We start from the raw sequence: 25182 nt of genomic DNA, 5'->3' as shown, positions 1-25182 counted from the left end.
GAAACGGTGAACAACCTGTAATATATGATACAGGCGGTTCACCGTTTTATTCTTCTGCAAGCCGATATTACATATATCGGGCTGCTTGATTTAGGAATCTACCGATTCGAATAGCGGTTTCAGTAATTCCGGTATTTCCACTTTTTCAAGTGCTAATTGTCGGACTAGTTTTTTACCGCTCTGACTGAGATGGAACTGCATCAGCCTCCGGTCCTCTTCCCCGAGTGTTCTGACAATCAGTTCTTTTTCTTCCAGAATCCGGAGCATCTTTGAAGCGTGCGAGGGTGTCAGCTCCGTTCGTTTGGACAGGCTCGTGGCCGTCATATTATTGGGCGAGGCTTCTTGCAGGGCACATAATATCATCGCTTCATTTAATGATACCTGATACACTTTTTCAAATGCATCTTCAAATCTTGCCATTGCTTTGAATACATCGCGCATTACACATATTGTCTTCATATGCTACTTGTTTTTTTGTTTGTTCTTTTTCTATATAAACAGGTTGATATTTGCATTATCCGCCCGTTCCATGTATGTTGCTACTCCGCCTATTGTCACTTCGTCCAGAAGTTCTTCCTGTTTCACTCCCATAACGTCCATGGACATTTGGCAGGCGATAAATTCCACACCGTTCTCCAGAGCTTGTTGGCGTAAGGACTCCAGAGAGTCGATTCCTTTCCGGTTCATGATGTACCGCATCATTTTTCCTCCTATTCCTCCCATGCTCATTTTAGAGAGTTTCAGCTTTCGGGAACTGGAAGGGAGCATCATGCCGAACATTTTTCCAAAGATATCTTTTTCGACGTTCGGCTTATGCAGCTTCTTGATAACGTTCAGTCCCCAGAAGGTGAAAAAGATCGTTACCTTTTGTCCGGTGGCAGCTGCGCCATTAGCGAGCACAAAGGTAGCTAAAGCTTTGTCTAAATCATCACTGAACATGATGAAAGTTTTTCCTTTGCCTTCACAGGAGGTAACAATATTGCAGGATTTAGGTTCGCCCTTTTCGATCACTACTACAGATTTTCCTCCTGCCGCCTCTTTGGAAATCAACTGATTTCCTGTCGAGTTGCACCATGCGGCAGCATCACGTGGGAATCCCGGATCGGTTGAGGTAATTTCTACCCGGTCGCCGGAAACCAGCGAATCCATTGTCTTTTTCATTTTCAGAATCGGACCCGGACATTGCAGTCCGCAAGCGTCTACACGGATTGTCTTCACTGCTTCAACTGGTGAAACTGTCTTTTGAGGTTGCGCATCTGCCGGCTGTTGTATGTTTGCGTTCGGTTGTGCAGGTACTTCGTTCTCACTTTCTTCTCTCAGAATAATGGGGGCTGCGGCAGCGTGGTATGTTTTCAATCCTCCGGAAAGGTTGCGTACCTTTTCAAATCCATGCTGTACCAGAATGCGATAAGCAAGGTATCCTCTGAGGCCGACGGCACAGAATGTATAGATCATCTTGTCTTTCGGCAGTTCATCCAGCCGGTCACGCAGTTCGTCCAGCGGAATGTTCACTGCACCCGGCAGTGTATTGAGCGAGAATTCGTCAGGAGTACGTACATCCAGCAGGAAATTGTTTTCCATCTCGATATCCCTCAACTGTCTCCAATAGACGGGTTGTACTTTCCCTGTTATGATGTTTTCGGCTACGTATCCTGCAACGGCTACCGGATCTTTGGCAGAAGAGAACGGAGGGGCGTAAGCTTGCTCCACTTTCATCAGATCATAGATCGTACCTTCATGCTTGATAACAAGCGCGATTTCGTCAATTCGTTTGTCTACACCGTCATAGCCGACGATCTGTCCGCCGTACAGTTTACCTGTCTTCGGGTCGAAAGTGATTTTAATACTCATCGGCATGGCATCCGGGTAATATCCTGCGTGAGAGGACGGATGGATGGTCGAAGACATATAATTGATTTCTGCCTGCCGCAATCGTTTGCCGGGTAATCCGGTAGAAGCAACAGTCATGTCGAATACTTTTGCAATGGAAGTTCCGATGGCTCCTTCATAAGGGATGTGTGCTCCCTGAATGTTGTCTGCGACAATTCGTCCCTGACGATTGGCGGGACCAGCAAGGTAATTGAGCCACGGTTTTCCGGTGATCGGGTGGCGGAATTCGATAGCGTCACCGATGGCGTAAATCGATTCGTCCGATGTTTGCAGGTAGTCGTTGACGGCGATTCCTCCGGCTTCGCCGATCTTCAGCTCTGCGGCACGTGCCAGTGTCGTTTCCGGACGTACGCCGATGGAAAGGATAACGATGTCGGCAGAGATGGACTGTCCGTTCTTGAAGATGACTTTCAATCCTTTTCCGTCTCTTTCGAAAGAAGCTACTGCCTGCTCCAGATACAAGTTCACTCCTTTGTCCATCAAATGCTGGTGTACAAGGGATGCCATGGAGAAGTCGATGGGAGCCATCACTTGATTGCCCATTTCCACAATAGAAACTTTAGCTCCTTGTGCGTGCAGGTTCTCTGCCATTTCCAACCCGATAAATCCGGCTCCGATGACAACAGCCTTTCGGGGAGCATGACTGTTGATATATTCTTTGATTCGGTCTGTGTCGGCTACATTCCTGAGTGTGAAGATTCCGTTCAGGTCGATTCCCGGCAGGGGAGGACGCACAGGGGAGGCTCCGGTCGATATCAGTAATTTGTCGTAGCTTTCCTCATAAGTGTCTCCGCTACTTTGTCTCACCGTTACTGTTTTTCTCTTCCGGTCGATGAAGATTACTTCATTTTCAGTTCGTACGTCTACACGAAAGCGCGTAGAAAATGCTTCGGGCGTCTGTACAAACAGTTTTTCCCGTTCTTTGATCACGCCTCCGATGTAATACGGTAGTCCGCAATTGGCATAAGAGATGTACTTTCCTTTTTCTAAAAGGATGATTTCAGCTGCTTCGTTTGTGCGTCTGATCCGGGCAGCAGTGGTAGCTCCTCCGGCAACGCCTCCAATAATAATGATCTTCATAAGTTTGTTGCGTAAATAGTTTCCTTTGGAAATAACAATAAAGTAGGGAGAATTGTTCTCGGATCATAGAAAAAAGACTTATATTTGCGCACCCTGTTTGTCTTTCTTCATTTTTTATAAATTAATTATGAGTAAAATTCTTATCATTGACGATGAGGTTCAGATTCGTAGCCTGTTGGCTCGTATGCTCGGACTGGAGGGTTATGAGGTGTGTCAGGCGGGTGATTGCAAGGCAGCTATCAGACAGTTGGAAATTCAACAGCCGGATGTGGCTTTGTGTGATGTCTTTCTTCCCGATGGAAACGGGGTCGATCTGGTGCTGAACATTAAAAAGACAGCTCCGAATGTGGAAGTCATTCTTCTTACCGCTCACGGTAATATACCCGACGGAGTGCAGGCAATCAAGAACGGTGCATTTGATTATATAACCAAAGGGGACGATAATAATAAGATTATCCCTCTGATCAGTCGTGCCGTTGAGAAGGCTAAGATGAATGTCCGGTTAGAGAAACTGGAAAAGAAAGTCAGTCAGCTATATTCTTTTGATTCCATTCTGGGAGAATCGAAAGTGCTGAAAGAAGCTGTTATGCTGGCACAGAAGGTTTCGGTGACTGATGTTCCGGTGTTGTTGACCGGAGAAACGGGGACCGGAAAAGAAGTATTTGCACAAGCCATACATTATAATAGTAAGCGGAGCAAACAGAGCTTTGTTGCCGTGAACTGTTCGTCTTTCAGTAAGGAACTGCTGGAGAGTGAAATGTTCGGGCATAAAGCCGGATCCTTCACCGGAGCTTTGAAGGACAAGAAAGGACTCTTCGAAGAAGCCAACAACGGTACGATCTTTTTGGATGAAATCGGAGAAATGGCTTTTGAACTACAGGCCAAATTGCTGCGTATTCTCGAAACAGGCGAATATATAAAGATAGGAGATACGAAACCGACGCACGTGAATGTTCGTATTATTGCTGCTACCAACCGCAATCTGACAGAGGAAATCAAGGCGGGACGTTTCCGTGAAGACCTGTTTTATCGTCTTTCGGTATTTCAGGTACATCTGCCGGCACTTCGCGAACGTACCGGTGATATCAGAATTCTTGCCACTGCCTTTGCAAAGAGCTTTTCCGAGAAACTTTCGTATGCGGTCAATGAGATGACTCCTGCTTTTCTTCATGCGTTGGAACAACAACCCTGGAAAGGAAATATCCGTGAATTGCGGAATGTGATAGAGCGGAGTCTGATTGTCTGCGAAGGCGGGCACCTGGATGTGTGCGATCTTCCGCTGGAGATTCAGAATACTCATTATGAATGTTCGGATGATACTATCGGTAGTTTTGAACTGGCTGCTATGGAACGGAGGCATATTGCCCGCGTCCTGGAATATACGAAAGGCAACAAGACGGAAACCGCCCGCTTGCTGAAAATCGGTCTTACCACTTTGTACAGGAAGATAGAGGAATACAAAATATAATAATATGACTATCTGATTTCTTTTTTAGGGGTATATGAGCGATTAATCGTTCATATACTGATCTGTAATGTGAAAAAGAAATAGAAGATATGAATATTTGGAAGACTACACTGTTACTTGTTTTATTATTTACTGGTATCACCGTTCATGCACAAAAAGTAAAAATTTCATTGAATAGTGATGGAAATCTGACGATATGGAAAGTGAAAGCTCAGGCAGAAATTGAGCATCCTTCTGATATGATGACTACCCGATATGACACGAGGGATTGGGTCAAAGCAACTGTGCCGGGAACGGTGTTTGGTTCGTATGTATTAGAAGGACTGGAGCCTGATCCGAATTTTGCTGATAATGCGTATAAAGTCGATAAAGCAAAATATGACCGTAACTTCTGGTATCGTACAGAGTTTAATTCGCCGGAGGTGGAAAACGGAGAAAGGGTATGGCTAAATTTTGAAGGGGTTAACCGTAAAGGAGAAATATTTTTTAATGGGACGCGTCTCGGATTGCTTGATGGATTTATGCATCGGGGGAATTTCGATATAACTGATTTGCTGTCAAAAAACGGTAAGAATGTGCTTGCCGTCCTTGTGCATTGGGTAGGCACTCCGGTTCCCAATTATGCAAGTCCTACTTATATGTCATGTGCCGGCTGGGATTGGATGCCTTATGTTCCCGGTCTTTTGACTGGTATTACTGACGATGTCTATTTGACAAAAACCGGCGAGGTGTCTATCGTCGATCCTTGGGTACGTTCGAAAGTTCCTTCTAAAAACAAAGCGGTTTTAAGCTTGCAGCTGGAACTACGGAATCATACAGATATAGAGCAGAAAGGAGTGTTGAAAGGTATCATTCAGCCGGGCAACATTGAATTTACCGAAGATTTGGTAATTGAGGCAGGCAAGCAGCGGACTTTTCTTCTGGATGATAGCAAGTTCAGTCAATTTATAATTCAGAATCCTGCTTTGTGGTGGCCTAATGGTTACGGACAGCCGAATCTTTATACCTGCGAACTGACTTATATGGTGAATGGTAAGACTTCTGATAAACAGAATATTACATTTGGTATTCGTGAATACGGTTCCGAGCTGGTTGATGGTGTTCTTCATCTTAAAATAAATGGTGAACCTGTTTATGTAAAAGGAGGAAACTGGGGAATGAGCGAATATATGTTGCGTTGTCGGGGTGAAGAATATGATCTTAAATTGAAACTTCACAATGAGATGCATTTTAATATGATACGCAATTGGATCGGTTCTGTTACGGATGATGAGTTTTATGAAGCTTGCGATAAATACGGCATTATGGTGTGGGACGACTTCTGGTTAAATTCAAACTCGAATCTTCCGGATGATGTTTTTGCTTTCAATATGAATGCAGTGGAAAAGATCAAGCGTTTGCGTAATCATGCTTGTATTGCAGTGTGGTGTGGTGATAATGAGGGATATCCGTTACCGCCTCTTAATAAGTGGCTGGAGGAAGACGTTAGAACATACGATGGGGGAGATCGTGCCTATCATGCCAATTCCCATAGCGACGGCCTTTCCGGGAGTGGACCTTGGACTAATTCTCATCCTAACTGGTATTTTACCAAAGCCCCTTATGGATATGGTGCCAACATAACCAAAGGATGGGGATTCCGTACAGAAATAGGTACAGCTGTCTTTACTACTTTCGATAGCTTTAAGAAATTTATGCCCGAAAAAGATTGGTGGCCACGTAATGAAATGTGGGACAAGCATTTCTTTGGCAATTCGGCGGGGAACGCCAGTCCCGACAAATATTTCTCTACCGTAGAGTTCAATTATGGTAAAGCGAAAGGTATTGAAGATTTTTGCCGGAAAGCTCAATTAGTGAATGTTGAGGTGAATAAAGCGATGTACGAAGGCTTTCAACATCATATTTGGGAAGATGCTTCCGGCATATTGACTTGGATGGGGCAGTCGGCTTATCCTTCATTGGTATGGCAAACCTATGATTATTATTATGACTTGACCGGGGCTTACTGGGGAATCAGAAAGGCGTGTGAACCGGTTCATATTCAGTGGAGTTATGCTGATAATAGTGTAAAACTGATCAATACTACTTTGAAAGAGCAGAAAGGACTTACGGCTACAGGTAAAGTCTATAATCTGGATGGGAAAGAAATGGGGCGTTATAGTCAGTCTGTAGTTTTGGATGCCGCCGCTAATAAGGATTCCTATTGTTTCCATCTGAATTTTACAACAGACAACCTTGCTTTCGGTAAGAAAGCGGTTGCTTCCTCCATTTCGGCAGATGCCGGAGAGCCAAGTGCCGCGATTGATGCCAGTGATGGCAGTCGTTGGGCGAGTGAACCCCGTGATGAAGAATGGATTTATGTTGATCTGGGTGAACCAACTGAAATAGCCTCTGTCATATTGAACTGGGAGGCTGCTCATGCAAAAGCTTATAAACTGTTGATTTCGGATGATGCAATAAACTGGAAAGAAATTTATATCAATGAGGACTCTAAAGGCGGTGTCGAAGAGATTAAGATAAAACCTGTTCGTACTCGTTATGTGAAAATGCAAGGGTTGAAACAGGCTACTATGTGGGGATATTCACTTTATGAATTTGAATTATATGGTAGAAAAAAGAAGCCAACGGATTTGACTCCTGTGCATTTCATCAAGTTGGAACTGAACGATGAAAACGGGCAACTGCTTTCTGATAACTTTTATTGGCGTTCCAATAAACCGGGAGACTATAAAGCATTGAATAATTTGCCGAAAGCCAAATTGCGTACAACATCAAGCTTAGTGGATAGTAATGGTAAGAAAGTGATTAAAGCAAAGATCGAAAATGTGGGATCATCAGTCGCTTTTGCTATTCACGTACAGGCTATTCGCTCTTCTGATGGTGAGCGTATATTACCTGCTCTGATGAATGATAATTATTTCACATTGTTGAAAGGAGAGTCTAAAGATATTGAAATAGAATTTGATTCGGATTTGTTGCCTGATGGTAATTATAGTTTAAGTGTGATTCCTTATAATAAATAATATCGGGCGGACATTTCTTTAAATGAGGTAAACACGGTTGTAGCAACATCGGTTTTATGACTTGGTTTTACCAGTCTTTGTGTTTGTCTATGATTTTTCAAATGTAGTCGTGATTCATCATAAACTTTAAGAAAAGTTTACTGATGAATCCGCTACATTAAAATGCTTCATAGAATTGTGCGGATGCCGACAGCATCAGGAGTAAACTATGATAATGCCGCAATGCCTGTCCCTATCAGGTTTGCGTTATTCATACTTTTTATATCCACTTCAATATCTTCCAGGCCGAATAACTGAAGTAGTTCTCTCAGTTTTTCCATAACGAGAATGTTATAGTTTTTATCCTTCCTGTTTTCACTCCAGAAAAGACTGCCTTCGGCTACCAGGCAAACCTTTCGTATATCCTTATTATAGGATTTCAGTAACATGATAAGCCCGGTCAGTGAGGCGGCAACCAATTGTGCGGATCTGCCATAAATCCATTGTGCTACCTGTACATATACATCCTTGTAGATGTCCGGGTAATTCATAATGGAAGTCAGTTTCTGTGCGTCGAATTTCTCTTCAAACTCTTCCAGCGGAAAGGCTGTTTTCAGTATGTCTCCCAGATACATACCGGATACCGCTTTCTCAAAACGTTGCTTTCCCGGATTACCGGAAATAGCGTCAACGGTATCATCTACCGCGGTCAGAAAGGGCGGATGGAAATTGCCTGATTCCAGATTGACAGGAATCAATCCATGTGCATTGCATGACTGATCCAGTTTTTCAATTTTATCGGCAGGGATAAAAGTTGCCATATTGGTTCCTGTCCCTACGATGAGGCCGATATATGCATCATAACTATTGTCTGTGAGACCGGCGAATAAACTGGCTATAGTATCGTTTACTACCTTGATGCCTGTAAACTTAATTTTGTTTCTTTCATTCAGATAGTCGAGTAAAGGTTTTCCGATAAAGTCTCCAACCATTTCTTTAATATCTACTCCTTTTGTCCAGCGTAACAGTTTGGCGTCTCCACCCGGTACGGACTCGGCCGGATAAGAGAAACAATAACCGATAGGCATTTCTTCCTCACGTTTGATTCCTATAATCATATCGGTCAATTCTTTGAATAACTCTTCGCGGGTATATCCGACGGACTTCATAATTGACATATCTTTTTTCCAGCCATTGTTCGGGTGAACGGCTGGCGTTTCCCTGTCGAAATCTACGATTGCCACCCGATAATTGGTTCCTCCCAGGTCAAGTACCAGTGACTTTCCTTTAATATGGGTTGTTTTTGGAGTAATGAAAGTAGGAATGCATTGTATCTCTGCATTTTCCGTTTTTAACCCTTCTTCTGTTTTATCCCGAAATGAGCATACAATCGCTTTGAGCTGTTCATTATCTAACTTAAAAATGTTTTTTTCCATGACATTGACTTTTTAGAGTATAAAATATCCTTGTCTTTGAATAACAACTGAAGGTGGATTTTGCTCGGGAATGCCCAATCTTTATTTGCCTGTATCTGATAATTATGTATTTGTTTTTTCAATTAATAAAAACTATATTTGTTTGAAAAATAATTTGATACATGAAAGAGCGGTCTCCAGTTAAAAAGAATATACTAAAATTGATTCCTTATATAGAAATTATTGCAGGAATCATTTTTCTCTGTTTGGAGATTCATGACTATCGTACTTTGTATTCTATGGCCGAAGCTGATGCACTGTATGGGGGGCTTGCTGATTTTTGTAAGTATAAAGAGAATGTGTTTTGTCCGGCATTTTTCTGGATAATTGTTATACTGACAGGACTCAGTTATTGGAAAAATAGAAAGATATATTGGATTTTAACGCAGGTATTGGTGTTTATGGTCTTTTTTAGAGCTATGTTTCCGTTTTATGCCATTTTTATAGAGTTAAATCCAGTAGTCTTTTATATTCTTCCACTTTTGTACTCTACAGTATTCTTTGTGCTAGAAAGAAAGTTGTTCAAAATCAAGCAAATAGATTCTGTTGATATTACAGTTAAAACAAAAATCACGGGGATCGGAATAGGTATCTTATGTACTATCATTTATTTCCTGCTCTTTTTGACCGTTTTTTGCTTAATATGATAGCCGTCTATATTTATTTTTCCACAGTGATTTGATAGCCGTTTTGCTCTCATGCTCTAACAGTTCGTCTGTATGCCTTTATTCATCGATGTTTTAGCAGTTAGAGAACCAATGGTAGCAGAGTGAGAGCAAGTGTTTGCTCTCACTCTTCCATGTATCATTATCTGTCATTTGTTTGATATTGTCATTTGATTTACAGTGTGTTAATATCTGAGGTATCAATTATTAACGATTGATGTTTCAGACATTAATAATTGAGAAATCAGTCTTTAATGGTTGATAACTCATCTGTTTTTGAGTGATAAATGATTTATTGTTTCTTGGAAGAGCAGGTTAATCGAACAGTTGGTGCGGTCAAGTTAATTGAATCATATAAGTAAGGCATCAGTTCCTGCCTTGTTTCACTCATTCCCTACGCTTGAAGCACTGTTTTCAAGCGTCCGAAACCTTGGTTTCACGGCTTTGAAACTTTAGTTTCAAGCCGATGGAACTTTAGTTCCAAGCTGGAGAAACAAAAGTTTCAAACGGGAGAAACTAAAAAGCTCTATATAGACCAACCAACAGCCCATAAGTAACCATTGACAACAAGGCAGTGTGACAGCAAAATTTGCCGTCACACTGCCATCACCTACTGCCGTCACCTCATTAATCACTCATATTCAAATTATTATCCCCAACAACGTGACAGATGACAGCAAATTATAGTTTTTTATTTTCATAGAGAGCCTGGCTGACACGTAAGTAGGGGTTGACTGAAAAGTCGGTAGTATCTCCATTCTCCTCCTTCTGGAAGGAGGAGTGGTCGCAGACCGAGGTGGTAGGATAAATAATGTTTGTTCCTATTTCTTTGTAAATGAAATGATTATGTATTCACCTACCACCTCCCCCTACGGGTACTCCTCCTTCGGGAAGGAGGAGATTTAAGATACTATTGACTTTTTAGTCAGCGCCAATAGAGGTAGAACCGACTTTTTAGTCAGTCCCCCTAAGAATGTTAATCCAATTGTTGCGGATGGCAGAGTTTTTTTTCAAACTTTGTTCTTCCCCCTATTTCCTCTTCATTTCCCTGGTGTATCCACCTGCCCGCGGCCTGCCTAACGCGCGTATGAATATAATAATGTGTATGCCTTTCCTCTGTTCCTCCTGTATCCGAGAAAAATATGTTCTACAACATCCTTATGATTCAACACTTTAGCGAGTCTTTTCAAAAATAATTCAAAAAAAGAGTGGTTTAAGTTTGGAGTATATTTGAAAAGGGGCTACTTTTGCACCCGCTTTCCAAGAGAAGAAAGCCTTGATAAATTGACTTAGTGTAAAAGCAAGGGTCTGCTTAACCATAAGAACAAAAAAACTTCCGATAAAGTTTGGAGGATAATGCTTAAAGTTCTTATCTTTGCAGTCCGATTCGCAAAGAAAAGGTGTTACGCTTTTCTTCTTTACCTTCTTTCCCTTTCGCTAAGAGAGTCTGAGAAATGATAGAAAAAGAAAAACGAAAAAAAAACTTCCGAAAACATTTGGTAGTTAAAATAAAACCTCTTACCTTTGCACCCGCTTTTAAAACGAAAGCAAGATGTTCTTTGAAATATTGATAAACAATACAAGTAGTACAAGAAAAAAATAGAACCGTCAATACTTGTCTTATATATAGTAATGTGTGTGAGACGTAAGGTATTAATGAAGTCAATAAATTGTACGGCATCCTGAACAGAGCAAAAAGCAGCAGCAATGCTGATTAACAATACTTTTACAATGAAGAGTTTGATCCTGGCTCAGGATGAACGCTAGCTACAGGCTTAACACATGCAAGTCGAGGGGCAGCATTTCAGTTTGCTTGCAAACTGGAGATGGCGACCGGCGCACGGGTGAGTAACACGTATCCAACCTGCCGATAACTCGGGGATAGCCTTTCGAAAGAAAGATTAATACCCGATGGCATAATTAGACCGCATGGTTTGATTATTAAAGAATTTCGGTTATCGATGGGGATGCGTTCCATTAGGCAGTTGGTGAGGTAACGGCTCACCAAACCTTCGATGGATAGGGGTTCTGAGAGGAAGGTCCCCCACATTGGAACTGAGACACGGTCCAAACTCCTACGGGAGGCAGCAGTGAGGAATATTGGTCAATGGGCGAGAGCCTGAACCAGCCAAGTAGCGTGAAGGATGACTGCCCTATGGGTTGTAAACTTCTTTTATATGGGAATAAAGTTTTCCACGTGTGGAATTTTGTATGTACCATATGAATAAGGATCGGCTAACTCCGTGCCAGCAGCCGCGGTAATACGGAGGATCCGAGCGTTATCCGGATTTATTGGGTTTAAAGGGAGCGTAGGTGGACAGTTAAGTCAGTTGTGAAAGTTTGCGGCTCAACCGTAAAATTGCAGTTGATACTGGCTGTCTTGAGTACAGTAGAGGTGGGCGGAATTCGTGGTGTAGCGGTGAAATGCTTAGATATCACGAAGAACTCCGATTGCGAAGGCAGCTCACTGGACTGCAACTGACACTGATGCTCGAAAGTGTGGGTATCAAACAGGATTAGATACCCTGGTAGTCCACACAGTAAACGATGAATACTCGCTGTTTGCGATATACAGTAAGCGGCCAAGCGAAAGCATTAAGTATTCCACCTGGGGAGTACGCCGGCAACGGTGAAACTCAAAGGAATTGACGGGGGCCCGCACAAGCGGAGGAACATGTGGTTTAATTCGATGATACGCGAGGAACCTTACCCGGGCTTAAATTGCAAATGAATAATCTGGAAACAGGTTAGCCGCAAGGCATTTGTGAAGGTGCTGCATGGTTGTCGTCAGCTCGTGCCGTGAGGTGTCGGCTTAAGTGCCATAACGAGCGCAACCCTTATCTTTAGTTACTAACAGGTTATGCTGAGGACTCTAGAGAGACTGCCGTCGTAAGATGTGAGGAAGGTGGGGATGACGTCAAATCAGCACGGCCCTTACGTCCGGGGCTACACACGTGTTACAATGGGGGGTACAGAAGGCAGCTACCTGGTGACAGGATGCTAATCCCAAAAGCCTCTCTCAGTTCGGATCGAAGTCTGCAACCCGACTTCGTGAAGCTGGATTCGCTAGTAATCGCGCATCAGCCATGGCGCGGTGAATACGTTCCCGGGCCTTGTACACACCGCCCGTCAAGCCATGAAAGCCGGGGGTACCTGAAGTACGTAACCGCAAGGAGCGTCCTAGGGTAAAACTGGTAATTGGGGCTAAGTCGTAACAAGGTAGCCGTACCGGAAGGTGCGGCTGGAACACCTCCTTTCTGGAGCGATGTCGTTGCAACGATTTCATTGGTTCTATTATTGTACTACTGGTACTTGTTTATTTATAACATATAGATCAACCATCTATAGAAGTATAGATAGAGATAAACAAGAGAAAGAAAGAAGCCGAGTCTAACATCAGGTAGACAAGGTTGAATTATCGAGCAAGAGAGAGCAGAAGCGATGCTTGCATCGATTATGCCGAAAGCAGCCGATAATGCGTAGAACATAGTCCTATAGCTCAGTTGGTTAGAGCGCTACACTGATAATGTAGAGGTCGGCAGTTCAACTCTGCCTGGGACTACTCCGAACAAAAATTGTCGTTGCCAATACAGTGTTGGAATGTTCAATTACTCTTGGGGGATTAGCTCAGCTGGCTAGAGCATCTGCCTTGCACGCAGAGGGTCAACGGTTCGAATCCGTTATTCTCCACCATCTCTGAAAAAGAGAAACGATCTTTGACATGATGTACAAAAAGTAAAATTTAGTAAAGAGCTAAAAGTATATATCGAACCGTACGTAATAGATATGGTACATGGCGATTGATAAAGCTTCTGCATTATCCATTTTCCATTCTCCATTATCCATTAAGTAAGTTTGAAAGAAAGTAAGCAAGGGCGCATGGCGGATGCCTTGGCTCTCGGAGGCGATGAAGGACGTGATAAGCTGCGATAAGCTCTGGGTAGGTGCAAATAACCTTTGATCCAGAGATTTCCGAATGGGACAACCCGGCATTCTGAAGGAATGTCATCCATCTTTGATGGAAGCTAACGCAGGGAACTGAAACATCTTAGTACCTGTAGGAAAAGAAAATAATAATGATTCCCCTAGTAGTGGCGAGCGAACGGGGAATAGCCCAAACCACCCATGTTACGGCATGTGTGGGGTTGTAGGACCACGATATCGCAAGACATTTGATGAATAGAATCCTCTGGAAAGTGGGACCATAGACGGTGATAGTCCGGTACATGAAGTCAAATTAAGCGTAGTGGTATCCTGAGTAGCGCGGGACACGAGAAATCTTGCGTGAATCTGCCGGGACCATCCGGTAAGGCTAAATACTCCCGAGAGACCGATAGCGAACCAGTACTGTGAAGGAAAGGTGAAAAGCACTTCGAATAGAAGAGTGAAATAGTCCCTGAAACCGTGCGCCTACAAGCGGTCGGAGCAGCGTAAGCTGTGACGGCGTGCCTTTTGCATAATGAACCTACGAGTTACTTTTTCCGGCAAGGTTAAGCATCTTGAGATGCGCAGCCGAAGCGAAAGCGAGTCTGAACAGGGCGTCGAGTCGGAAGGAGTAGACGCGAAACCAAGTGATCTACCCTTGGTCAGGTTGAAGGTTAGGTAACACTAACTGGAGGACCGAACCGATAAGCGTTGAAAAGCTTCCGGATGAACTGAGGGTGGGGGTGAAAGGCTAATCAAACTTGGAGATAGCTCGTACTCCCCGAAATGCATTTAGGTGCAGCCTTGTGAGTTACTAATGTGAGGTAGAGCGACTGATAAGATGCGAGGGCTTCACCGCCTATCAAGTCTTGATAAACTCCGAATGCGCATTAGTTCTATCACAGGAGTGAGGGCATGGGTGCTAAGGTCCATGTCCTAAAGGAGAAGAATCCAGACCATCAGCTAAGGTCCCCAAATAAACACTAAGTTGAACTAACGAAGTCAGATTGCTAAGACAGCTAGGATGTTGGCTTGGAAGCAGCCATTCATTTAAAGAGTGCGTAACAGCTCACTAGTCGAGGAGTTTGGCGTGGATAATAATCGGGCATTAAGTGTTTTACCGAAGCTATGGGATCAGTAATGATCGGTAGGGGAGCATTCCACTCTGCGTCGAAGGTGAAGCGTGAGCTTTGCTGGAGCGTGTGGAAAAGCAAATGTAGGTATAAGTAACGATAAAGGGGGTGAGAAACCCCCTCGCCGAAAGACTAAGGTTTCCTGATCAACGCTAATCGGATCAGGGTTAGTCGGGTCCTAAGGCTCAGCCGAACGGTGAGGCCGATGGCAGAACAGGTTAATATTCCTGTACTACCTTAAGGAGTGACGTGGAGACGGAGCAGTGACAGCGCCGCGGACTGACGGAATAGTCCGTTGAAGGGTGTAGATGTTGATTATCCCAGGCAAATCCAGGATAAGAGTCGAACCTGATAGTATGGAGCGTTCTTCGGAACAATCCAATAGTGCGTGTAATCATACTCCCAAGAAAATCCGCTAAACTTAATCCTTGAGGTACCCGTACCGCAAACGGACACACGTAGTCGGGTTGAATATACTAAGGCGCTTGAGTGATTCACGGTTAAGGAACTAGGCAAATTGACCCTGTAACTTCGGGATAAAGGGTCCCAACGAGAGTTGGGCGCAGAGAATAGGTCCAGGCAACTGTTTAACAAAAACACAGGGCTGTGCCAAATTGAAAGATTACGTATACAGCCTGACACCTGCCCGGTGCTGGAAGGTTAAGAGGAGATGTCATCGCAAGAGAAGCATTGAATTGAAGCCCCAGTAAACGGCGGCCGTAACTATAACGGTCCTAAGGTAGCGAAATTCCTTGTCGGGTAAGTTCCGACCTGCACGAATGGTGTAATGATCTGGACACTGTCTCAACCGTGAGCTCAGTGAAATTGTAGTATCGGTGAAGATGCCGATTACCCGCGATGGGACGAAAAGACCCCGTGAACCTTTACTATAGCTTAACATTGAATTTGGGTAATTGATGTGTAGGATAGGCCGGAGACTTTGAAGCAGGTACGCCAGTATTTGTGGAGTCGCTGTTGAAATACGGCCCTTTGATTATTTGAGTTCTAACTCGTTGTTACGAGGACACTGTTTGGTGGGTAGTTTGACTGGGGTGGTCGCCTCCAAAATAGTAACGGAGGCTTCTAAAGGTGCCCTCACGACGATTGGTAACCGTCGGCAGAGTGTAATGGCATAAGGGCGCTTGACTGGGAGACTAACAAGTCGATCAGGTAGGAAACTAGAGCATAGTGATCCGGTGTTTCCGTATGGAAGGGACATCGCTCAAAGGATAAAAGGTACTCCGGGGATAACAGGCTGATCCCTCCCAAGAGCTCATATCGACGGAGGGGTTTGGCACCTCGATGTCGGCTCGTCACATCCTGGGGCTGGAGAAGGTCCCAAGGGTTGGGCTGTTCGCCCATTAAAGTGGCACGCGAGCTGGGTTCAGAACGTCGTGAGACAGTTCGGTCTCTATCTATCGTGGGCGTATGAAATTTGCGTGGCTCTGACACTAGTACGAGAGGACCGTGTTGGACTGACCGCTGGTTTACCAGTTGTGCCGCCAGGTGCATTGCTGGGTATCTAAGTCGGGATTGGATAAGTGCTGAAAGCATCTAAGTACGAAGCCAGCCACAAGATTAGATTTCTTAGGGTCGTTAAAGACGATGACGTTGATAGGATGCAGGTGTAAAGGTGGTAACATCAAAGCCGAGCATTACTAATTGCCCGTTCACTTTCTTTCGGACGGTGCGGATCGCGATATATACGTTTAGCGAGCGTATCAGTAAGTTCATTCATTTGACTCTGATATCTTACTTAAGTTTTACTTTTCATCATGTCATAACCTTATTGAATTTATTCAGGTGGTTATAGCACGAGGGTTCCACCTCTTCCCCATTCCGAACAGAGAAGTTAAGCCTCGTCACGCCGATGGTACTGCGTAACAGTGGGAGAGTAGGTAGCCGCCATTTTTAGAGAAGCCCTTCAGGTAGAAATACCAGAAGGGCTTTATTGTGTTGGATACTTTCGGAATTTAAGTACACATCATCCACATACTTCAAATCTCCTGTTCTGCTAAAAAACAAACGAGACTGGACAATCTTTTAACAATACTACTTTTCAGTATCCTTTTCAGCCTCTTTTTCCTGCAATTTCATTCTTTTTCCTTCTGTTTTATTTAAAATCCCATATTCTGCCAAGACTAAATACCCTTTCAAAATTGAACTACTTTTTCAAAATGGAAAGGTCGGCTCTGTTATTATATATTTCCTTCTTCTTTATATGTGTTTGAAAATCAATTCATTGTCATTCCTTTTAGAGTTTTGGCACGCATTTGGCATAATACATTGCAAGTATTATAATAACAAATATTTAAAAGATTAAAGACATGGAGATAACACTATCATTTGTTTTTTGCCTCTTGAGCGGCTTTGCCTGCTTCTGGCTATTTTGGAAATGTGTAGATTGGTTTGAAAAGATCTAGAAGAGGAAAGGAGAATTAATTATGTACACAGCACTATTTGTATTAGGTATTGCAATCTTCGGTTATTTGATGTATGTACTCATCAGACCCGAAAAGTTTTAAAGTTATACAGTTTAAGGTAAAAGTATGAATACAGAAATTTTAGGTGTGGTCGCACAAGTTGCCTTGATGGTGATTTTGGCTTATCCACTAGGAAGATACATTGCCAAGGTTTATAAAGGAGAGAAAACCTGGTCGGATTTCATGGCTCCTATTGAAAGAGTCATTTATAAAGTATGCGGAATTGACCCTAAAGAAGAAATGAACTGGAAACAGTTTCTGAAAGCATTATTGATATTGAATGCTTTTTGGTTCGTATGGGGAATGGTATTGCTGGTTTCGCAAGGATGGTTACCTTTAAATCCGGATGGCAACGGACCCCAAACGCCGGATCAGGCTTTTAATACCTGTATCAGTTTTATGGTCAACTGTAACTTGCAGCACTATAGTGGCGAAAGCGGATTGACTTACTTCACACAATTGTTTGTCATTATGCTCTTCCAGTTTATTACCGCTGCAACCGGTATGGCTGCTATGGCTGGTATAATGAAGAGTATGGCTGCCAAGACAGCAAAAACAATCGGTAACTTCTGGCATTTTTTGGTAGTGAGCTGTACCCGTATCCTGTTACCGCTTTCTTTGGTCGTAGGTTTTATCCTGATTCTTCAGGGAACTCCGATGGGATTCGACGGAAAAATGAAGGTGACTACCCTCGAAGGACAGGAACAGATGGTTTCGCAAGGACCTGCGGCTGCCATTGTGCCCATTAAACAATTAGGAACAAATGGAGGTGGTTACTTTGGTGTGAACTCTTCTCATCCGTTGGAAAATCCGACTTATCTTACCAATATGGTGGAGTGCTGGTCTATCTTGATTATTCCGATGGCAATGGTACTGGCATTAGGGTTTTATACTCGTAGAAAGAAACTGGCTTATAGTATTTTCGGAGTGATGCTCTTTGCTTTCCTGGTAGGCGTCTGTATCAATGTCAGTCAAGAAATGGGTGGAAATCCCCGTATCGATGAGCTGGGAATTGCGCAGGATAACGGTGCGATGGAAGGTAAGGAAGTTCGGCTGGGTGCCGGAGCTACAGCACTTTGGAGCGTTGTGACTACTGTTACTTCCAATGGTTCGGTGAATGGTATGCATGATTCTACTATGCCGTTGTCCGGTATGATGGAGATGCTGAATATGCAGATTAATACCTGGTTCGGCGGTGTAGGCGTAGGTTGGATGAATTATTATACATTCATTATTATCGCGGTATTTATCAGCGGTTTGATGGTAGGTCGCACACCGGAATTTCTCGGAAAGAAAGTAGAAGCCCGTGAAATGAAAATAGCTACGATAGTAGCACTGCTTCATCCATTCGTCATATTAGTATTCACAGCAATCTCAAGTTATATATATGTACATCATCCTGACTTTGTGGAAAGCGAGGGCGGTTGGCTGAACAATCTCGGATTCCACGGCTTGAGTGAGCAGCTTTATGAGTATACATCTTGTGCCGCTAACAATGGGTCCGGCTTTGAAGGACTGGGAGATAATACTTATTTCTGGAACTGGACCTGTGGTATTGTGCTTATCCTTAGCCGATTCCTGCCTATTATCGGACAAGTTGCCATTGCCGGTCTGCTGGCTCAGAAGAAGTTTATTCCCGAGAGTGCCGGAACACTGAAGACTGATACGCTGACTTTCGGAATAATGACGTTTGTCGTTATCTTCATCGTGGCTGCTCTGTCCTTCTTCCCGGTACACGCTTTGAGTACAATTGCCGAACATTTAAGTTTGTAATTCTGAATTAGAGAAGATATGAAAAATATGAAATCAGCTTCTTTGTTTCAAAAGGAGCAAGTTATAGAAAGCCTGAAACAATCATTCGTGAAGCTAAACCCGCGACTGATGATAAAGAACCCGATCATGTATACGGTAGAGGTGGCTACAGTGGTCATGTTGTTTGTGACACTTTACTCCATCATCAATCCCTCTCAGGGTTCGTTTGCCTACAACATAGCTGTGTTTATCATTTTGTTTATTACACTGCTGTTTGCCAATTTTGCCGAAGCGATTGCCGAAGCACGGGGAAAAGCGCAAGCCGACAGCCTGCGTAAAACACGGGAAGAGACACCAGCCAAAAAGGTGGAAGGTAATCAAATAGTGATTGTAAGTTCTTCGCAGCTAAAGAAAGGAGACGTGTTTGTCTGTGAAGCCGGAGACGTGATTCCGTCCGATGGGGAAATAATCGAAGGATTGGCCTCTATTGATGAAAGTGCGATTACAGGTGAGTCCGCTCCGGTGATCCGGGAAGCAGGCGGCGATAAAAGCTCAGTGACGGGAGGTACGAAAGTGCTGTCCGATCATATAAAAGTAATGGTGACCACCCAACCGGGAGAAAGTTTTCTGGATAAAATGATTGCACTGGTAGAAGGTGCGTCCCGTCAGAAAACTCCGAATGAGATAGCGTTGACTATTCTGCTGGCTGGTTTTACACTTGTCTTTGTCATTGTGTGTGTTACGTTGAAACCATTTGCCGATTACAGCAATACTGTCATCACCATTGCTTCACTTATTTCTTTGTTCGTGTGCCTCATTCCGACAACTATCGGCGGACTTCTTTCTGCCATCGGTATTGCCGGTATGGACCGTGCGCTGCGTGCCAATGTGATTACGAAATCGGGTAAAGCTGTGGAAACTGCCGGTGATATCGACACATTGCTGCTGGATAAGACCGGAACCATCACTATCGGTAATCGTAAAGCGACTCACTTTCACACGGCCCCGGGCATCGATTTGCACGATTTTGTAGAGACCTGTCTGCTTTCCTCTTTATCCGATGAAACGCCGGAAGGCAAATCAATCGTTGAGCTGGGACGTGAATCCGGTATCCGTATGCGCAGCCTGAATACGACAGGCGCGCGAATGATTAAGTTTACAGCCGAAACCAAATGCTCGGGTGTCGATTTGCCGGACGGAACTCAGATTCGTAAAGGGGCTTTTGATGCTATCCGTAAGATTGTGGAAACTGCCGGAAACAAATTCCCCGAAGAAGTGGAAAAGGTGATCGCTGCTATTTCAAGTAATGGTGGTACGCCGTTGGTGGTATGTGTTAATCGGAAAGTGACGGGTGTTATCGAATTGCAGGATATCATCAAGCCGGGTATTCAGGAACGTTTCGAACGCTTGCGCAAAATGGGAGTGAAGACAGTGATGGTGACCGGTGATAACCCGCTGACTGCCAAATATATTGCAGAAAAGGCAGGTGTCGATGATTTTATTGCCGAAGCGAAGCCGGAAGATAAAATGGAATATATCAAGAAGGAACAACAGTCCGGCAAACTGGTGGCAATGATGGGGGACGGTACGAATGATGCTCCCGCTTTGGCTCAGGCGAATGTCGGAGTGGCAATGAACAGTGGTACGCAGGCTGCAAAGGAAGCCGGCAATATGGTAGATCTGGATAATGATCCTACCAAACTGATCGAGATTGTGGAAATCGGTAAGCAGTTGCTGATGACCCGTGGAACACTGACTACTTTCTCTATCGCCAATGATGTGGCTAAATATTTTGCCATTGTCCCCGCCTTGTTTATGGTGGCTATCCCCGAACTGGCGGCGTTGAATATCATGCAGTTGCATAGTCCTGAGAGTGCGATCCTTTCGGCAGTCATCTTCAATGCGATTATTATTCCGATCCTGATTCCGTTGGCTTTGCGTGGCGTTCAGTACAAGCCGATAGGTGCAAGTGCTTTGCTTCGCCGGAATCTGCTGATTTACGGTGTAGGTGGTGTGATTGCTCCGTTTATCGGAATTAAACTGATTGATTTATTAGTAGGTTTATTCTTTTAATTAAAAAACAATAGCGATGAAAACTTTATTTAAATCACTAAAGATAACTCTTGTTTTCTGTGTCTTTTTCTCCGTATTCTATATTCTTATTTTGTGGTTGTTTGCACAAGTGGCAGGACCTAATAAGGGAAATGCTGAAGTTGCCACACTGGATGGAAAAGTGGTGGGTGCGGCCAATGTCGGTCAGATGTTTACAAAAGATATTTATTTCTGGGGACGTCCTTCGTGTGCCGGAGACGGTTATGATGCTTCTAGTTCGTCCGGCAGCAACAAGGGACCCACGAATCCAGAATATCTGGCTGAAGTGGAAGCGCGTATCGATACGTTCCTTGTACATCATCCTTATCTGAGCCGTAAAGATGTTCCGGCGGAGATGGTAACGGCGAGTGCCTCCGGTCTCGACCCTAATATTACTCCGCAATGTGCATACGTGCAGGTAAAGAGAGTGGCACAGGCACGTGGACTGACTGAAAATCAAGTGAAAGAAATCGTTGATCAAAGTGTGGAGAAGCCTTTACTCGGACTTTTCGGAACGGAGAAAATAAATGTGCTGAAGCTGAATATAGCACTTGAAGAGAATAAATAACCAAACACTGGGCGGCGTGCCTGTCCGAATCGTTTTAGTTATTTATTGCGGTTCAAATAAACAGGGCTGGACAGGGCGCTGCTCTTTTTTAGAAACATAAAATAAAAAGATAAATATGAAGAATTTTTTTAGTAAGAAGATTGTTGTAGGAGCATGCGTTGCGGCAACTGTATGCGTATCGGGTATAACGGATGCAAAAGCACAGGAATTTACTGTGCAGGGAGATATTGTCAGTTCCTATGTCTGGCGGGGAATGTATCAGGGTGGAGGTGCGGCTTTTCAACCCACGCTGGGGTTTGGGCTCGATAATTTTTCTGTTACCGCATGGGGATCTACTAATTTCAGTGGAGGGAATAAAGAACTGGATCTGACTCTTGCCTATAAGTTTGGTGAGGCAGGACCTACGCTGACGGTTGCCGATTTGTGGTGGGAAGGTGAAGGGGCATATAAATATTTTAATTTTAAGAGCCATGAGACGGGACATCATTTTGAGGCGGGATTGGCTTATACGTTGCCCGTAGAGAAGTTTCCCCTGTCCGTAGCGTGGTATACGATGTTTGCCGGAAAAGACAAGAAGCTGAATGATAGCGGAGAACTGAAGCAGAATTATTCCTCCTATCTGGAACTGAACTATCCTTTCAGCGTGAAAAATGTCGATTTAAATGTAACTTGCGGCGCAGTGCCGTATAAGGCGGAGGGTATGTACACGAATAGTGGCTTCGCCGTGATTAATGTAGCTTTAAAAGGAATGACAGAGATAAAAATTAATGATAAGTTTTCATTGCCGATATTTGCACAGGCTATATGGAATCCATGTGTTGAAGATGCTTTCTTGGTTTTTGGCGTAACTTTAAGACCATAGATATAAACTCATGAATTTTTATTATGCAGAAACCCGTGGTGATCGTGATGATTACTACGGGTTGAAATAGTTTATAAACAGCAATTAATGAAATGGATATGGATAGAGAACAGAGTGTACAACATTTTTTGGATCTGATCAAGAAGTCTCATCGAGGCAAATTTAAAATCTATATCGGCATGATAGCCGGTGTAGGGAAGTCTTATCGTATGCTTCAGGAGGCTCATGAACTGCTGGAGAATGGGGTGGACGTACAAATCGGCTATATTGAAACTCACGGACGTGCCGGAACGGAGGCTCTGATGCAGGGACTGCCTGTGATTCCCCGACGTAAAATATTCTATAAAGGAAAAGAGTTGGAGGAAATGGATGTGGACGCCATTATCCGCCTTCATCCCGAGATTGTGATTGTGGACGAACTGGCACATACCAATGTGGAAGGCAGTTTGAACGAGAAACGTTGGCAGGATGTGATGACTCTGTTGGATGAGGGGATTAATGTAATTTCCGCAATCAATATCCAGCATATCGAGAGTGTGAATGAAGAAGTGCAGGAGATTACAGGGATCGAGGTGAAAGAACGGGTGCCGGACAGTGTGCTTCAGGAAGCGGATGAAGTGGTGAATATCGACTTGACAGCGGAAGAACTGATCTCGCGTCTGAAAGCAGGAAAGATATACCGTCCGGAAAAGATTCAGACAGCGCTGGATAATTTCTTCCGGACCGAGAATATCCTTCAACTGCGGGAACTGGCTTTGAAGGAAGTGGCGCTCCGGGTGGAGAAGAAGGTGGAAAATGAGGTTGTGATGGGTGTCTCGGTCGGAATCAGGCATGAAAAGTTCATGGCTTGTATCAGTAGTCATGAGAAAACACCCAGGAGGATTATCCGGAAGGCGGCACGTCTGGCAACACGATATAATACGACTTTTGTCGCTCTCTATGTGCAGACTCCGAGGGAGAGTATGGACCGGATTGATCTGGCCAGTCAGCGTTATTTGCTGAATCATTTTAAACTGGTGGCGGAACTGGGCGGAGAGGTCATCCAGGTGCAGTCGAAGGACATTCTGGGGAGTATTGTCAAGGTTTGTCGGGACAAGCAAATATCTTCTGTCTGCATGGGAACTCCTAATCTGAGATTTCCTCATGCCATTTGCTCCATACTCGGATATCGAAAGTTTTTGAATAATTTGTCACAAGCTAATGTAGATTTGATTATACTTGCATAATATTAACCGTATGAACGATATGAATATTAAAACAAAACTGATTCTCGGCATCGGGATGCTGGCGGGAATGATTATTTTGCTGGTAACACTTTCTGTTGTGAACCTTCAGTTGCTGACTGCCACAGAACCTGACAGCCCTGCCGCTATGCCGGCATTGGAACGCGCTCTGTTGTGGATTTCCGTTACCGGCGGTATTTGTATATTGACCGGATTGACATTGCTGTATTGGTTGCCCCGAACAATCAGTAAACCCATCAAGGAACTGAAACAAGGGATTCTTGAAATAGCCAATCATAATTATGAAGAACGGCTGGATATGAGAAATAATCAGGAGTTTCGGGAAGTTGCCGAGAGTTTCAACCGTATGGCGGAGCGTCTGGCCGAGTATCGGGCAAGTACGTTAGCGGATATTCTTTCTGCCAAGAAATTTATTGAGGCCATCGTGAACAGTATCGACGATCCGATAATCGGTCTGAATATGGATCGTGAGATTTTGTTTATTAATGAGGAAGCATTGAACGTGTTGAATCTGAAAAGAGGTAATGTCATACGTAAATCTGCGGAAGAATTGTCTTTGAAGAATGATCTGCTTCGCCGGCTGATTCGTGAACTGGTGACGCCGGGAGATCAGAAAGAGCCGTTAAAGATATATGCTGATGATAAAGAGAGTTATTTCAAGGCTTCCTATATTCCTATCATAAATACGGATGCGGGGAAGGATGAACCCAGCAAATTAGGGGATGTCATTCTGCTGAAGAATATAACGGAATTCAAGGAACTGGATTCTGCCAAGACTACATTTATCTCTACCATTTCACACGAATTGAAAACTCCGATTGCGGCTATCATGATGAGTCTGCAGCTATTGGAAGATAAACGTGTCGGTGAGCTGAATGATGAACAGGAACAGTTGTCCAAAAGCATCAAGGAAAATAGCGAACGCCTGTTGAGCATTACGGGCGAATTGCTGAATATGACTCAGGTAGAGGCAGGCAAGCTGCAATTAATGCCGAAGATAACGAAGCCTATTGAACTGATAGAATATGCGATTAAAGCTAATCAGGTACAAGCGGATAAGTTCAATATCCAGATAGAAGTAGAGTATCCGGAAGAGAAAATCGGCAAGCTCTTTGTCGATAGTGAAAAGATAGCTTGGGTATTGACTAATTTGCTCAGCAATGCGATCCGTTATTCTAAAGAAAACGGCCGTGTCGTGATTGGCGCCAGGCAGGAAGGAGATATGATCGACCTGTACGTTCAGGATTTCGGTAAAGGCATCGATCCCCGTTACCACAAGAGTATTTTCGACCGTTACTTCCGTGTTCCCGGAACAAAAGTTCAGGGCAGCGGACTCGGTTTGTCTATTTCGAGAGACTTTGTGGAAGCGCATGGCGGTACGCTGACAGTAGAAAGTGAACTGGGAAAAGGAAGCCGGTTTGTGATGCGACTGAAAGCATAAAAGAGAATGTTCGGAAAGTGTCCGGAGGCGGTTGCTGTGATAAATAAATGTGGTAGCTGATTTAATTTGAAATGAAACTTTGGGAATCAAGACATTGCAGCGTC

General features: G+C 43.8%; 12 protein-coding genes, 2 tRNA genes, 3 rRNA genes and 2 pseudogenes. 15 read left to right on the top strand and 4 right to left on the bottom strand.

Annotated features, from left to right (window positions below):
• Positions 1-90: 90 nt before the first annotated feature.
• The 3 genes and pseudogenes from ACHLI0_RS10315 to ACHLI0_RS10305 all read right to left on the bottom strand — a co-directional run.
• Positions 91-459 carry a MarR family transcriptional regulator gene (locus tag ACHLI0_RS10315; protein ID WP_008765135.1) on the bottom strand — a complete coding sequence of 123 codons (369 nt, stop codon included), beginning with the start codon at positions 457-459 and terminating at the stop codon, positions 91-93.
• 30 nt (positions 460-489) lie between these two features.
• Positions 490-1215: pseudogene (locus ACHLI0_RS10310) on the bottom strand (DsrE/DsrF/DrsH-like family protein); the annotation flags it as partial.
• Positions 1216-1307: 92 nt separating this feature from the next.
• A pseudogene (locus ACHLI0_RS10305) lies at positions 1308-2970 on the bottom strand (FAD-dependent oxidoreductase); the annotation flags it as partial.
• Positions 2971-3097: 127 nt separating this feature from the next.
• On the opposite strand from ACHLI0_RS10305, the gene ACHLI0_RS10300 reads away from it, so the two are divergent.
• Both ACHLI0_RS10300 and ACHLI0_RS10295 read left to right on the top strand, forming a co-directional pair.
• Positions 3098-4438, top strand: coding sequence for a sigma-54-dependent transcriptional regulator (locus ACHLI0_RS10300; protein ID WP_490749090.1), 1341 nt, complete (start codon positions 3098-3100; stop codon positions 4436-4438).
• An 89-nt stretch (positions 4439-4527) separates the two neighbouring features.
• On the top strand, positions 4528-7461 hold the full coding sequence (locus tag ACHLI0_RS10295; RefSeq protein WP_490749089.1) for a discoidin domain-containing protein: 2934 nt from the start codon (positions 4528-4530) through the stop codon (positions 7459-7461).
• 206 nt (positions 7462-7667) lie between these two features.
• On the opposite strand, the gene ACHLI0_RS10290 is transcribed toward ACHLI0_RS10295, so the two are convergent.
• Complete coding sequence (locus tag ACHLI0_RS10290; protein ID WP_490749088.1) at positions 7668-8876, bottom strand: hexokinase family protein; 1209 nt, start codon at positions 8874-8876, stop codon at positions 7668-7670.
• 161 nt (positions 8877-9037) lie between these two features.
• Here ACHLI0_RS10290 and ACHLI0_RS10285 point away from each other — a divergent pair, with 161 nt between their 5' ends.
• From ACHLI0_RS10285 to ACHLI0_RS10225, 13 genes are all read left to right on the top strand, one after another.
• Entirely contained in the window at positions 9038-9562 is a 525-nt protein-coding gene (locus ACHLI0_RS10285; protein ID WP_490749087.1) for a hypothetical protein, read from the top strand.
• Positions 9563-11308: 1746 nt separating this feature from the next.
• Positions 11309-12837 (top strand): 16S ribosomal RNA (locus ACHLI0_RS10280).
• 231 nt (positions 12838-13068) lie between these two features.
• A tRNA-Ile gene (locus tag ACHLI0_RS10275) sits at positions 13069-13142 on the top strand.
• Between the two features lie 54 nt (positions 13143-13196).
• A tRNA-Ala gene (locus ACHLI0_RS10270) sits at positions 13197-13273 on the top strand.
• Positions 13274-13439: 166 nt separating this feature from the next.
• A 23S ribosomal RNA gene (locus ACHLI0_RS10265) occupies positions 13440-16319 on the top strand.
• A gap of 117 nt (positions 16320-16436) precedes the next feature.
• A 5S ribosomal RNA gene (gene rrf / locus ACHLI0_RS10260) occupies positions 16437-16548 on the top strand.
• Together the 16S, 23S and 5S rRNA genes with 2 tRNA genes alongside form the textbook arrangement of a ribosomal RNA operon.
• Before the next feature lie 533 nt (positions 16549-17081).
• Positions 17082-17162 carry a K(+)-transporting ATPase subunit F gene (gene kdpF, locus ACHLI0_RS10255; protein WP_050581211.1) on the top strand — a complete coding sequence of 27 codons (81 nt, stop codon included), beginning with the start codon at positions 17082-17084 and terminating at the stop codon, positions 17160-17162.
• A 24-nt stretch (positions 17163-17186) separates the two neighbouring features.
• A complete protein-coding gene (kdpA, locus tag ACHLI0_RS10250) occupies positions 17187-18893 on the top strand; it encodes a potassium-transporting ATPase subunit KdpA (protein ID WP_490749086.1) in 1707 nt (568 codons plus the stop codon).
• Between the two features lie 18 nt (positions 18894-18911).
• On the top strand, positions 18912-20945 hold the full coding sequence (gene kdpB / locus ACHLI0_RS10245) for a potassium-transporting ATPase subunit KdpB (protein WP_490749085.1): 2034 nt from the start codon (positions 18912-18914) through the stop codon (positions 20943-20945).
• A 16-nt stretch (positions 20946-20961) separates the two neighbouring features.
• Positions 20962-21531, top strand: coding sequence for a K(+)-transporting ATPase subunit C (locus ACHLI0_RS10240; RefSeq protein ID WP_072066129.1), 570 nt, complete (start codon positions 20962-20964; stop codon positions 21529-21531).
• 115 nt (positions 21532-21646) lie between these two features.
• Complete coding sequence (locus ACHLI0_RS10235) at positions 21647-22393, top strand: hypothetical protein (RefSeq protein ID WP_490749083.1); 747 nt, start codon at positions 21647-21649, stop codon at positions 22391-22393.
• Between the two features lie 98 nt (positions 22394-22491).
• Positions 22492-23619 carry a sensor protein KdpD gene (locus ACHLI0_RS10230; RefSeq protein WP_032813994.1) on the top strand — a complete coding sequence of 376 codons (1128 nt, stop codon included), beginning with the start codon at positions 22492-22494 and terminating at the stop codon, positions 23617-23619.
• A gap of 19 nt (positions 23620-23638) precedes the next feature.
• Positions 23639-25078: a HAMP domain-containing sensor histidine kinase gene (locus ACHLI0_RS10225; protein WP_008764093.1), complete on the top strand. Its 1440-nt coding sequence runs from the start codon at positions 23639-23641 to the stop codon at positions 25076-25078.
• Positions 25079-25182 lie beyond the last annotated feature (104 nt).

This window comes from Bacteroides sp. RCH18, from assembly GCF_058231005.1.
Note: the sequence above shows the minus strand (reverse complement) of the source record. Positions and strands in the feature narration are given on the sequence as shown.

What these genes read in the sequence shown, in the direction of transcription:
- ACHLI0_RS10225 (WP_008764093.1), top strand. Translation starts at nt 23,639, where the DNA reads ATGAATATTAAAACAAAACTGATTCTCGGCATCGGGATGCTGGCGGGA.
- ACHLI0_RS10230 (WP_032813994.1), top strand. Translation starts at nt 22,492, where the DNA reads ATGGATAGAGAACAGAGTGTACAACATTTTTTGGATCTGATCAAGAAG.
- kdpB (WP_490749085.1), top strand. Translation starts at nt 18,912, where the DNA reads ATGAAAAATATGAAATCAGCTTCTTTGTTTCAAAAGGAGCAAGTTATA.
- ACHLI0_RS10300 (WP_490749090.1), top strand. Translation starts at nt 3,098, where the DNA reads ATGAGTAAAATTCTTATCATTGACGATGAGGTTCAGATTCGTAGCCTG.
- ACHLI0_RS10290 (WP_490749088.1), bottom strand. Translation starts at nt 8,876, where the DNA reads ATGGAAAAAAACATTTTTAAGTTAGATAATGAACAGCTCAAAGCGATT.
- kdpF (WP_050581211.1), top strand. Translation starts at nt 17,082, where the DNA reads ATGTACACAGCACTATTTGTATTAGGTATTGCAATCTTCGGTTATTTG.
- kdpA (WP_490749086.1), top strand. Translation starts at nt 17,187, where the DNA reads ATGAATACAGAAATTTTAGGTGTGGTCGCACAAGTTGCCTTGATGGTG.
- ACHLI0_RS10235 (WP_490749083.1), top strand. Translation starts at nt 21,647, where the DNA reads ATGAAGAATTTTTTTAGTAAGAAGATTGTTGTAGGAGCATGCGTTGCG.
- ACHLI0_RS10295 (WP_490749089.1), top strand. Translation starts at nt 4,528, where the DNA reads ATGAATATTTGGAAGACTACACTGTTACTTGTTTTATTATTTACTGGT.
- ACHLI0_RS10285 (WP_490749087.1), top strand. Translation starts at nt 9,038, where the DNA reads ATGAAAGAGCGGTCTCCAGTTAAAAAGAATATACTAAAATTGATTCCT.
- ACHLI0_RS10240 (WP_072066129.1), top strand. Translation starts at nt 20,962, where the DNA reads ATGAAAACTTTATTTAAATCACTAAAGATAACTCTTGTTTTCTGTGTC.
- ACHLI0_RS10315 (WP_008765135.1), bottom strand. Translation starts at nt 459, where the DNA reads ATGAAGACAATATGTGTAATGCGCGATGTATTCAAAGCAATGGCAAGA.